Origin of the sequence: Sinomicrobium kalidii (assembly GCF_021183825.1) — a bacterium.
GTDB lineage: Bacteria > Bacteroidota > Bacteroidia > Flavobacteriales > Flavobacteriaceae > Sinomicrobium > Sinomicrobium kalidii.
Genome location: NZ_CP089211.1, coordinates 3818234 through 3831261, shown reverse-complemented (window position 1 = coordinate 3831261; position 13028 = coordinate 3818234). Strand labels below are relative to the sequence as shown.

Genomic DNA, 13028 nt, shown 5'->3' with positions numbered 1-13028 from the left:
TTATTATTTAGCAATAACCAAATATAACAATATTACATTAAATTAACTTTATCATAACATACTGACATTTAATTTTAACTCATACCGTATCCAAAGCTCAAAATATTGAAAGAAATATATTTTTTGTGTAAGTTTATCACTTATTTAAAAAATCTACAGATACCATGAAGCAACTCTTTTATGTCCTCTGCCTGGGAGCGTTTATCATTTCCTGCCAAACAAAGACCAAAGACAAAAACAAAGCCGAGCCATTGACCAAGACTGAAAAGGCTCCCGAATGGATCCCTCTTTTTAACGGAAAAGACCTGAACGACTGGACCGTAAAAATTTCCAAACACGAAGTGGGTGATAATTATGCCAATACTTTCCGGGTGGAAGACGGGCTGATGAAAGTAAGTTATGACGGGTATGAAAATTTCGACCGGCAATACGGTCATATTTTTTATAAAAAGCCTTTTTCCGCATATATTCTAAGACTGGAATACCGTTTTACGGGCGAGCAGGCCCCGGGCGGCGAAGGCTGGGCCTGGCGCAACAGCGGGGCCATGCTGCACGGACAGGCTCCGGAGAGTATGCTCAAAGATCAGGACTTTCCCATATCCATCGAGGCACAGATACTGGGCGGTAACGGGTCTGATCCCCGCCCTACGGGCAATCTGTGTACGCCCGGGACCAATGTTGTCCTCGGGGACAGCCTGTACACAGATCATTGCCTGAACTCCAGCTCAAAAACCTATCACGGTGACCAGTGGGTGCATATGGACATGCTGGTACTGGGCGATTCCGTTATTCATCATATTGTGGAAAAGGATACGGTTCTTACGTATTACAAGCCTCAGATCGGCGGCGGTTCGGTCTCCGATTTTGATGCCGGTGTTAAAAAAGACGGGATACTACTTAAAGAAGGGTATATCTCGCTCCAGAGCGAGAGCCATCCCATCGAGTTCCGCAAAGTGGATCTCCTGGACCTGGAACCCTATATGAACAATAAAAATAAATTGGAGGAAGTTTTGAAGAAAGTACGGGATCAGAAGTTGGAAAAACAAAATTAAAGGTCAGAAAAACGAAGAGGTACGAAACTGAATAACTTCAACTTCGTACCTCGTATTTCTAATTTCGTACTTCGCTATCAGCTTTCCACTTCTTCGGGCGATTTTACGGCGGCCAGGTACCTTTCGGCATCCAGGGCTGCCATACAGCCTGTTCCGGCTGCTGTTACGGCCTGCCTGTATTCCTTGTCCTGAACGTCCCCGCTGGCAAAAACACCCGGCTTGCTGGTCTTGGTGGATTTTCCACGGGTAATGATATACCCGGTTTCATCCATTTCCAGCTGGCCTTTAAAAATATCGGTATTCGGTTTATGCCCTATGGCTATAAACAGTCCCGTTATTTTTATTTCCTCTTTTTCTCCTGTCTGGTTATTCACAATACGAAGGCCTTCCACCACCTGATCGCCCAGTACTTCATCTACTTCGCTGAAATACCTTACTTCCAGGTTGGAGGTGTTTTCCACCCGGTGCTGCATGGCCTTGGAGGCTCTCATTTCCCCTTTTCGTACCAGCATGGTCACTTTCGTACATATATTGGCCAGGTAAGTGGCTTCTTCGGCAGCAGTATCCCCGCCCCCTACAATGGCCACGTCCTGTCCCTTATAGAAAAAGCCGTCGCACACTGCACAGGCAGATACCCCGCCTCCGCGTAAACGCTGCTCACTGGGCAAACCGAGATATTTGGCTGAGGCACCTGTGGAAATGATCACGGCTTCTGCTTCTATCTGTTTGGAATTATCGATGGTTACCTTGTGGATACCTCCTTTTTCATCACTGAGTTCCACGGCAGTGGCCATTCCTATTCTCACTTCGGTTCCGAAGCGCTCGGCCTGTTGCTGTAACTGCACCATCATGGTAGGTCCGTCAATCCCTTCGGGATATCCCGGAAAGTTATCCACATCTGTCGTGGTAGTGAGCTGTCCTCCGGGTTCCAGCCCCGTATACAATACGGGTTTCAGGTCTGCACGTGCTGCGTAGATAGCCGCCGTATAACCGGCAGGTCCGGACCCTATGATAAGGCATTTGATTCTTTCTACTGTATCTGACATGATTAACTCCTGTTTTATTTGCTTAACAAAAGTAGGATAATTAATAGGAATTGAATATAAAAAGTTATCAAAAGTTGTTATGGAACCATCACCCCGGACTATGGTGCAATAACCTTGTTTTGTTTCAGGGTCAGCCTGGCAATCCTTCCCTTACCCGCAGCGAAGGCAACGGAATCGTTAAGGAACCGGATGGTATAAAACCCTTCTTTCGAAACCGGCTTCCAGCTTCGGCCGCCGTTACGTGAAAACGATATTCCTTCGAAACCGGCAGCAATCACTTCCTTGCCCTGAGTTCCGGGAATATATTGTATGCATGAACGGTAACCGGGCGGCTTTTTGCCGGCCACCAGCTTCCAATGTTTTCCGCCATCGGTCGTTACTACCTTGTTTGCCGTGTTGTCTGAAGGCCGGGTATAATCCCCGCCTATGGCAATACCGTGGTGTCTGTCGTAAAAATCGACCGAGTAAAGTCCCAGTGTGGGTTCGCCCTGCACTACGGGAGTGTCATAGACCTCCCAGGTATTTCCCTTATCGGGAGAATAAAAAACCCGGCTGCGCAATCCGCCGGAAACGATCCAGGTCCTGTTGCCCGAAACGGCAATATTGGTATTGCTTGCCGCAAAGGCTGCTTCCCCTTCCTTAACGGGAGGTAACTTTTCACAGGGTACTTTTGACCAGGTATTTCCTCCGTTTCGTGTTATCAGCACCGAAAGACAGTCGCTCGTAGGGTCTCCCATGGCTATTCCTTCCCTTTCGTTCCAGAATGTCATGGCGTCGTAAAAAACCTTTTCGTGATGCTCCCGGTACACCAGTTCCGGCTCGTCTTTTTCATTCACCTTATATAACAGCGCAGGGTTTCCTATACCCAGCATGAATACGTCCCTGCCGTTAGAAGCAATAGCCCTGAAATGCGGAACTATGGTGTCGTAAGTAACAGAATCGATAACCATCTGGCCTCCGTAACGAAAATAACCGTAGCGTCCCCGGTCATCGGCAAACCACAAGGTACCGGAAGGCATGATTTCTATGGCACGGACACTCATGGAATCTTCCATAAGGGGAGTTACCGAAACCCCGGTTATGTCTCTCGGTGTATATTTTTTCTCTGATGTACAGGAAATACAAAGGATGAGTACGGTTATAAGGTATATTCTGTTCATAGGACAAAAGGCTTAATGAGATCACAGATTAATCACAAAGATAGTTTTCTTTCCCAATGTAAATATGGTAGCATAAATTTTACCCTAATTTAATGCGATCAGTCTATTCCCTTTCTACTTTTGCTGAAATCCTGCCTCGAACTTATGTGTAAAGAAAAAGAAACAGTCCGTACCGGTCCTGAAGATTTCGATCTGCTTTTTAACCAATACTGGTACGAGCTTTACACATATGCCCGTAACATCATGCGTAACAGCTCTGCGGCAGAAGATATCGTACAGGACATCTTCATCGACCTGTGGAAACGTTCGCGTACTTCTCATATAAACAATCCGGGGGCCTATCTCTACAAAGCCGTAAAATATCAATGTGCCAAAAAACTAAAAACCGGAAGCCTGGAAAAAGTACAACTGGAAAAAGTGGATTTTATCCTGGCTAACCACGAAGAACCTCCTGCCGAGGAGAATCCTTCTCATAGATTGATGACACAAATTAACATTGCAGTGGCTGAGAAACTGCCACAACGATGCCGGGAAGTTTTTATCATGAGTTATTACAACAACATGAGCAATAAGGAAATAGCAGGCAAACTGAATATTTCCGTGAGCACCGTGGAAAATCACATCCATAAGGCGCTGCAATTACTCCGGGCTTCCACAACTTATCATCTGGATATCATAATCGTACTGACACTGCTTACCTTTCTCTGCTAACGTTTCTTCTTTTTAATGTTATCGGCGCGTTACCAAGTTTACCAAAACATTAAGTATACGATTTTATATAGGTGGCTTCCTGTTTTCCGGCACTAAACTATTAAAGCACATAAAATACTTATGACGGAAAAAAAATTCAGGAACCTGCTGGAGAAATACATAAACGATACGTGCACTCCCGCAGAAAAGCAAAAAGTGGAAGATTTTTTTAGCCTGATGCAGGAAGAGGGAATCTCATCCGGGGAAATAAAGAACAATATTGCCTTACAAAACAAGCTTCGTAAAAAGATACTGGAAAAGACACAGGATAACACTTCTCCGAAGAGAAAAAGACGAAATTTTTCCATCCCCGGAATAGCTGCCGCGATCGTGATATTCCTAATACTATCTGCAGCCTCAGTATTTTACCTGAAAAGAAATAATAATCATATCACGCGGATCGCAGAAAAAGGAGAACAGCTAAAGGTAATGTTGAGTGATTCTTCTGTTGTATATCTCAATTCGGGCAGCAAACTCTTTTTCCCCGAAACTTTTCAAAACGAGCTAAGGGAAGTAAAACTGGAGGGAGAAGCCTACTTTAAAGTCATGAAAAACGAAAAAAGCCCATTTGTGGTACGCTCCGGCCCTTTTAAAACAGAAGTGCTGGGCACCCGCTTTGTTGTCAATAATTATCAGGAAGCCCCTCCATCCGTTACCGTAGCTTCGGGAAAAGTAAAAGTTACCGCGGATAATGAAACCTCTGTATACCTCACCCGAAACGAAAGAGTAACCCTGGATACAGTTCAGCATAAACTGGTAAAAGAAACCGTCAAAGCTTCCCGCTATACTTCCTGGACCGAAGGAGAAATCGTCTTTAACCACACCCGTTTAACCGGGGTCGCGGCAATCCTGAGCAGAAGGTTCGATGTCGACATCCGGATAGTTTCCACATCCCCTACCGGATGTTCCGTAAACGGTTCCTATTCCGGTAAAAACCTGAAAGACATCCTGGAGAGCCTGAGTTTCATCTATGACATTACCTATAAGGTCAAACCCGATGGCCGTATTGACATATTTGCCAAACCATGTTCCACTCAAAACTAAAGCTTATGTAACATTACCGTTTCCCCGACAAAACAAAATCCCGGTACCGGTGGCCGCCGGTCCCCGGGATATAACAGAAAACTAATTCGAGAAAAAATTAATTAACCAAACAAAGATATCGAAATTATGCACAGTATTTCGTTTAGCCTCAAAAAGCCGGTTGTATATGCCCTGGCACTTTTGCTGGTTTTTACCGTAAGCCGGATTACCGCAGGCACGGTTTATTCCCAAAAAGCGGAGCAGACTTTTGTAAACCTGAAATTACACAACGTACCCGTTACGGAAATTTTTAAGATTGTTGAAAATCAAACGCCTTTCACCTTTATTTACCCGGACGAAGTAGCCCGTATGAACAAAAAGCTGAGTGTTCATAACGGAAACATCAGTGTAAAGGAGCTGCTGGACCTTCTTTCCAGGGACCTTGGTATAAAATACTACATTAACAATACCACCATTTCGGTAAAAGCGGGATCGGGGCCTACTGCCTCAAAATTCCGGCAGACCTCTGTTCAGGGCACTGTAACCGATGAATCCGGTATCCCCGTACCCGGGGCCAGCGTTACCATAAAAGGAACATCCGTGGGAACCGCGACCGATTTTGACGGAAATTTCAGCATCCGGGCAGCAGAAGGAGAAGACATCCTCGTGGTATCTTATATAGGGTATAAAACAACTGAAGTAACCGCCCGGCAAAATATACAAATCCGCTTACAGGAAGACGTAACAGGGCTCGAAGAAGTAGTGGTTGTAGGTTACGGAAGCCAGCGAAAGGAATCCCTGACCGGTGCCGTAAACACCGTAAATACCGAAAATGTAACCCAGCGTCCGGTGGCCAATCTGAGTTCAGGAATGCAGGGGCTTAGTCCCGGACTGAACATCGGAAAAAACAGTGGCCGTCCCGGAGATGAGGTTAAGATCAACATCCGTGGGTTTACTTCCATAAACGGGGGCGCTCCATTAGTGCTCATAGACGGGATAGAAGGAGATATTCGCAAGCTAAACCCCGACGATGTAGCCTCCATCAGTGTTTTAAAAGATGCAGGGGCATCGGCCGTTTACGGTGCAAGAGGAGCATTTGGTGTTATACTGGTTACCACTAAAAAAGCCCGTGCAGGAGTAATGAACGTATCCTTTAACAGCAACGTCGCCTGGTCTTCCACGACGACAAGGACCGATTTTCTCACCGATCCTTATCGCGTTGCCAAACTGGTGGATGACTCTTTCCGCCTGGCCACCGGAAACTCCTATACCGGGTATACGGAAGCCGACTACGAAGAATTGAGGAAAGTTGCCGAAGATCCCTCCCTGGCACGGACCATAGTAGACATGAGGAACGGAAAGGAACAATACGTACACTACGGACACACCGATTGGTGGAATACCTTTTTCAGGAAGTCCATGCCCTCCCAGACCTATAACCTGTCCGTTTCCGGGGGAAGTGAGAAGATCAAGGCGCTCTTTTCCTTCAGGAATTACGAAACCGTCGGCATCCTCAAAGTGCAGGACGATCCTTACCGGACCTACAACCTGAGAGGCAAGTTTGACATCGATATTACCGACTGGTTCACCCTCTCCAACAACATCCAGTTCAACAACAGCCATGAAGTAATACACGGCGGCAGCCAGTACGGGTGGCGCGAACCCTGGGGAAGCCTTATCTGGGTACATGCCCTCCCTTCCTACAACCCCACAAATCCGGACGGAACAGCGCTCTGGCGAACAGAACTCAACAACTACACGGTTGGTGATGGCGTATACGCTTCAATGCTATACGGAAAGGCCCGGCAAATTACAGACGAGGACGAGCTTACAAATACCATCACGGCAAATGTAAAACCACTGCCACAGATGAACGTACACCTCAGCTATGCCTTACGAAGAAATAATTTTAACCGTTCGGAAAGATCCGTAAAGGTTCCGTATTCCATTTTCCCCGGGGAAATCGGCACGTTTGGCGAAGATAAACTTACGGAATATGCCAACAAGGCTACCTACAATGTGATAAACGCATATACCGACTATACGCATTCCTTCGGAGAGCATACGCTGAAAGCCATGATAGGTTACAACCAGGAATTTTACCGGATGAAACGCATCTGGGCAAGCAGACAGGACAATATTTCGGATGATCTCAATTCCCTGGGGCTCGGAACCAAAAATCCGGATGCAGGCGGAGACGGCTACGAATGGGCGCTTCGCGGATACTTTTACCGACTGAATTACAATTTCAGGGATAAATATCTGCTGGAACTCAACGGCAGGTATGACGGCTCTTCCCGTTTCCCGGAAGACGATCGCTGGGGCTTCTTCCCTTCCGTATCCGCCGGATGGGTCATCAGTAAAGAACCTTTTTTCAAAGGTGCGGAAAACACTGTTAATTTATTAAAGCTCCGGGCTTCCTACGGATCATTAGGGAATCAGAATGTTCCTAACTATTTATATATTCCAACACTTCCTAAAAATACAGATAACAATTATGCTATTGATGGAAGCAGATTAGAATACATCTCATCTCCTAACTTAAGTCCGTCAGACATAACCTGGGAAGAAGTAAACACCCTGAACCTCGGAACAGATTTTGCACTGTTTAACAATCACTTATCGGGAAGTTTTGACTGGTTTCAGCGAAATACTCTGGGGATGCTCACCAAAGGAAAAACACTACCGGCAGTCCTCGGTACCGGATCACCACAGGAAAATGCCGCAGACCTGAGAACACGGGGATTTGAAGTTTCTCTGACATACTCTGATGCATTTACGCTCGGAAACAAACCGCTCCGCTTTTCAGTAACGGGAAACGTTTCCAATACCGTGACTACCATTACCCGTTTTGACAATCCGAACAACAGTTTACTGGACTATTATGAAGGCATGGAGATCGGGGAAATATGGGGATATCATTCGGAAGGCCTGTTCCAATCTGAAGAAGAGATTGCGCAACACGCCGACCAAAGCTATGTTTCCAGTCTTATTTACAGCACGGGAGGATTGCAGCCCGGCGATGTAAAATACAGGGACGTCAATGGTGACGGCGTTGTCAACGAAGGTGAAAACACCCTTAACGATCCCGGCGACCGGTCCATTATAGGTAACACTACCCCCAGATTCCCCTATGCATTTACGGTGAATGCCGACTGGAACGGGTTTGACCTGTCCGTATTTTTCCAGGGTGTGGCCAAACAGGACTGGTACCCGCACACCGATTCCAGGTCGTTCTGGGCCATGTACAATCGCCCTTATGACTCTTTTATACGAAAAGACCTCGCCAACAATATGTGGACCCCGGAAAACACAGACGGATTCTATCCGCGCCTTGTAGGCTATACCGCCCTGGGGAACAACAGGCAGCTCGGGGTAGCTAACGACCGCTATCTCCAGGATGTTTCTTATCTGAGACTCAAGAACCTTACCGTGGGATACACATTACCGGAAAACCTCATTGCGAAACTCCCGTTAAAAAACGTACGCTTCTATTTCAGCGGGGAAAACCTGTTTACTTTTTCCGGGCTTACAGAATACATCGACCCCGAAGCCACAAGCAGCGACCTCGATTTTAACGATTCCTCCACGGCCGACGAACGGGCCCGGGCGCAGACTTATCCGTTCTTAAAAACATATTCGTTAGGATTATCTCTTGAATTTTAACCCTTAGTACGATGAAAAAAATAAACACAATACTGTTGCTTATACTGGTTACATGGAGCTGTGACAACGATCTTCTGGACAGGGACCCTGTTTCCGATGTTTCTCCCGAAAACTTTTTTGTCAAGGCCAGTGACCTCGAACTATACACCAATAATTTCTACAGGATGTTTCCCGAAGAAGGCATCTATAACGGCGACCGGGTTGCCGATAACATCATACAAACATCCCTGAGCGAGGAGATGCGAGGTGCACGGATCGTTCCTACTACTGGAGGCGGCTGGTCCTGGGAATACCTCCGGGACATCAACTATTTCCTGGAAAATTATGAGAAATGCCAGGACGAATCTGCCAAAAAACACTTTGGCGGTGTGGCCCGGTTTTTCAGGGCCTGGTTTTATTTCGACAAGGTAAGACGTTTTGGTGATGTGCCCTGGTATGAACAAACCATTGACCCTACGGATGAAGAAGCTTTGCAACAGGCAAGGGATTCCAGGGAATTTATTACGGATAAAATACTGGAAGACCTGGACTTTGCTATTGAAAACCTGAACGACAATACAGAAGCGTTCCGGATCACCAAGTGGACGGCCCTTGCCCTGAAATCAAGGGTAGGCCTTTACGAAGGTACATATATGAAATACCGGGGCACGGACGGTTATGAAAAATACCTCACCGCTGCTTACCAGGCTGCAGAACAGATGATAAACGATTCGCCTTATAAAATCTACAGCACTGGTAATACGGAACAGGATTACATGCTGTTTTTTGCTTCGCACGATGCTATCACCGACGAAATGATACTGGCAAGGCAGTTTATCACTGCTCAGGGCGTGGACCACAAGGCCAATTATTACATGACCACATCTTCCTACGGAAGGCCCGGAATGCCCAAAGACCTGGTAAACAGCTATCTCAATGCCGACGGTTCCCGTTTTACCGATACTCCCGGTTACAACACCATACCGTTCACAGAAGAAATGACCGGCAGGGACCCCCGTTTGTCGCAAACCGTAAGGGCGCCCGGTTATACCCGGTTGGGGGAAAGCATCACACTTCCTCCTAATATGGGAGCCACGGTTACGGGATACCAGCCCATAAAATACGTAAACGAGCCCCGGTATGACACCTATGACGAGTCGATCACAGACCTTCCGCTGTTCCGTTATGCCGAAGTCCTTCTTAACTATGCAGAAGCCAGAGCAGAACTGGGAATCCTGACACAGGGCGACCTGGATATTTCCATAAAGCCCATCCGCGACCGCGTGGGTATGCCCAATATACAAATGGCAGCGGCCAATGCCGATCCCGATCCCTTTATAGAAGCGCAGTACGTTAATGTGAGCGGGGAAAATAAGGGCGTTATCCTGGAAATACGCAGGGAACGACGTATAGAACTGTATATGGAAGATTTCCGGTGGGACGATATCGTAAGATGGAAAGAAGGCGGGAAACTGACCCGCCCGCTCCGGGGCCTTTACCTTCCCGGTGCGGGAGAATACGATCTGGAAGGCGACGGGGATATCGATATTGTACTTTATGAAGGTGACGCTCCAGGGAACCAGACTGATGGCGTGCAATACCTGAAAATAGGTTCGGATGTTTTTCTGGATGGAAACAACCTCATTGATCCGCACCCGGATTTCAACAATCGTACGTTTGACGAAAATAAAGATTATCTTTATCCTATTCCAAGGGTAGAGTTACAACTAAATCCTAACCTGGAACAAAATCCCGGATGGTAACCATCAAAAGCGTGAAATAATTCACCACTTATTATTTAGATTTGTATAGAGAATTTCAATCACCATCCATGCGGTTATAACGGTAAGGATGGTTTTCCGTAAAAAACTAGACTTATGGACTGCAAGTCCAGAGGTTTAGAAAGGCAATGAAATTGCCATGGTTACTGGGGTATTTAGTCTACACTCAATAACTCAGTAACCTAATAACCATAGAATAACACAAAAAATTTATAGAAACTAAAGTCACTGCAATAATCCCGGTTATCCCGATAGATATCGGGATCGGGAGCAGGGTTTTAAACCTAAAATTGAGACCAATAAAACCATGAAAAAGACCATTGTATTACTTTGCAGCCTGTTTCTCCTGCAAGCTACACGGGGAAATCCTGTTGTACAGCGCGATTCCACGCTTACTGTTTTTTCTTACAATATCCGCTACGCCAATCCGGGCGACGGTATTAACACCTGGGAACACCGCAGGGAATGGCTTGCCGAAAGCATTTCGTTCTTTGAAGGCGATATTGTCGGCGCTCAGGAAGTGCTCCACAGCCAGTTAAAGGACCTCCTGTCTCTTTTACCGGAATACGCCTATGTAGGTGTGGCAAGGGACGACGGCAGGACCAAGGGCGAATTTTCCCCCATTCTCTACCGGAAAGATCGTTTCGAACTGCTTCAAAACGAAACTTTCTGGTTGTCCGACACTCCTGAAAAAGTGGGATCCGTCGGCTGGGATGCCGCCCTGCCGCGTATCGTAACCTGGGCAAAATTCAGGGACAGGAACACGGGAAAGATTTTCTTCTTCTTCAATACCCATTTTGACCATAAAGGCGAACAGGCCCGTAGAGAAAGTGCAAAGCTGATCGCTTCGAAGGTAAAGAAAATTGCCGGAAACCTCCCCGCTTTTATTACCGGGGATTTCAACTCCACTCCCGACTCCGAAGCCTACGGTGTAATGGATGCCGATGAGGACATTTTCAATACTTCTGAAAAGGCCGAAAAAAGCTATGGCCCGGATTTCACTTTTAACGGCTGGAAAATCAATCCCGACCCGGAAAAGCATCACGTGATAGACTACATTTTCTTTAAGGGAAATATAAAAATATACAAACACCACGTGCTCGACATTCAACGGGGAGAACGATTTGCTTCAGACCATTACCCGGTTATTGTCAAAGCAAAGCTATAATCAGCGAAAATAGAAAGGCAGGCCCTGGTGTTATACCGGGGTTTGTTATTTTATTGCACTTCGTTCACCGGTATACCGTACAGGTCAAAATCTGAAGCATCGGTGATCTTAACATCGGTAAATTCACCAATCCGCACATAGTGTTTTGCGGCGTCGATAAGTACTTCGTTATCCACATCGGGAGAATCGAATTCGGTACGGCCTACAAAGTAACCACCCTCTTTCCGGTCTATGATACAGCGATAAGTCCTGTCCGTTTTTTCCTGGTTCAGTTCCCACGATATCTGGGACTGTATCTCCATGATCTCTGCTGCGCGTTGTTGTTTTACTTCCTCCGGAACATCGTCCTCCAGGGTGTAGGCATGGGTGTTTTCTTCATGTGAATACGTAAAACAACCCAATCGTTCGAAACGCATCTCTTTCACCCAGTCTTTCAGGATTTCAAAATCCTCTTCCGTTTCCCCGGGATACCCCACAATGAGCGTGGTCCGTATAGCCATACCGGGAACAGCTTCCCGGAAATCGTGCAATAATTTTGTCGTTTTTGCCTTTGTCGTTCCCCGGCGCATCGATTTCAGTATGGGGTCGGATATGTGTTGCAGCGGAATATCGATATAGTTACACACTTTGGGTTCTTCCCGAATAACATCCAGCACGTCCATGGGAAAACCGGTGGGGAAAGCATAGTGAAGGCGTATCCATTCTATACCATCCACCTTTGCCAGCTCGCGCAACAGTTCGGCAAGGTTCCGCTTTTTATATAGGTCCAGACCGTAATAGGTGAGGTCTTGTGCAATGAGAATGAGTTCTTTCACTCCTTTTTCGGCAAGTTTTTCCGCTTCCTTTACCAGTTCTTCTATGGGCGTACTCCGGTGTTTTCCCCGCATCAGGGGAATGGCACAGAACGAACAGGGCCGGTCGCACCCTTCGGCGATCTTCAGGTAAGCGTAGTTCTTCGGGGTGGTCGTGAGTCGTTCACCTATGAGTTCGTGTCTATAATCGGCACCCAGGGCTTTTAACAGTACCGGAAGGTCAGAAGTACCGAAATACTGGTCCACATCGGGAATTTCCTTTTCCAGGTCGGGTTTGTAGCGCTCGCTGAGGCACCCGGTAACAAAAACCTTATCTACATCGCCTTCTTCCTTTTTCTGTACATATTCCAGTATGGTATTGACGCTTTCTTCCTTGGCATTGTTGATAAACCCGCAGGTATTGATCACAACGATATTCCCTTCTTCTTCATGAACAACCTCCTTACCTCCGGCTTTCAGTTGTCCCATAAGTACTTCGCTGTCATAAACATTCTTGGAACACCCCAGGGTAACAACGTTTATTTTATTCTTTTTCAGAGACTTGGTTCGCATTGCACTGCACGTATTAGGAGTGCAAAAGTAGTGAAGATG

9 protein-coding genes are annotated in these 13028 nt (G+C 46.6%); 6 read left to right on the top strand and 3 right to left on the bottom strand.

The genetic code is table 11. The features are described 5' to 3' along the window. Window positions 1-164: 164 nt before the first annotated feature. On the top strand, window positions 165-1052 hold the full coding sequence (locus tag LS482_RS15545; protein ID WP_233028429.1) for a 3-keto-disaccharide hydrolase: 888 nt from the start codon (window positions 165-167) through the stop codon (window positions 1050-1052). A gap of 77 nt (window positions 1053-1129) precedes the next feature. On the opposite strand, the gene trxB is transcribed toward LS482_RS15545, so the two are convergent. Then, a complete protein-coding gene (trxB, locus tag LS482_RS15540; RefSeq protein ID WP_233028428.1) occupies window positions 1130-2098 on the bottom strand; it encodes a thioredoxin-disulfide reductase in 969 nt (322 codons plus the stop codon). Between the two features lie 98 nt (window positions 2099-2196). Beyond that, entirely contained in the window at window positions 2197-3258 is a 1062-nt protein-coding gene (locus LS482_RS15535) for a WD40/YVTN/BNR-like repeat-containing protein (RefSeq protein WP_233028427.1), read from the bottom strand. 144 nt (window positions 3259-3402) lie between these two features. Between LS482_RS15535 and LS482_RS15530 the strand changes: the two genes are divergently transcribed. From LS482_RS15530 to LS482_RS15510, 5 genes are all read left to right on the top strand, one after another. Then, window positions 3403-3969: an RNA polymerase sigma-70 factor gene (locus LS482_RS15530; RefSeq protein WP_233028426.1), complete on the top strand. Its 567-nt coding sequence runs from the start codon at window positions 3403-3405 to the stop codon at window positions 3967-3969. Between the two features lie 120 nt (window positions 3970-4089). Continuing rightward, window positions 4090-5052, top strand: coding sequence for a FecR family protein (locus LS482_RS15525; RefSeq protein WP_233028425.1), 963 nt, complete (start codon window positions 4090-4092; stop codon window positions 5050-5052). 126 nt (window positions 5053-5178) lie between these two features. Beyond that, entirely contained in the window at window positions 5179-8697 is a 3519-nt protein-coding gene (locus LS482_RS15520) for a SusC/RagA family TonB-linked outer membrane protein (protein ID WP_233028424.1), read from the top strand. An 11-nt stretch (window positions 8698-8708) separates the two neighbouring features. Next, window positions 8709-10439 (top strand): RagB/SusD family nutrient uptake outer membrane protein, encoded by a 1731-nt coding sequence (locus LS482_RS15515; protein ID WP_233028423.1) that lies wholly within the window; start codon window positions 8709-8711, stop codon window positions 10437-10439. Between the two features lie 325 nt (window positions 10440-10764). Continuing rightward, window positions 10765-11625 carry an endonuclease/exonuclease/phosphatase family protein gene (locus tag LS482_RS15510; protein WP_233028422.1) on the top strand — a complete coding sequence of 287 codons (861 nt, stop codon included), beginning with the start codon at window positions 10765-10767 and terminating at the stop codon, window positions 11623-11625. A gap of 50 nt (window positions 11626-11675) precedes the next feature. On the opposite strand, the gene rimO is transcribed toward LS482_RS15510, so the two are convergent. Beyond that, window positions 11676-12989: a 30S ribosomal protein S12 methylthiotransferase RimO gene (rimO, locus tag LS482_RS15505; protein WP_233028421.1), complete on the bottom strand. Its 1314-nt coding sequence runs from the start codon at window positions 12987-12989 to the stop codon at window positions 11676-11678. Between the last annotated feature and the right edge of the window lie 39 nt (window positions 12990-13028).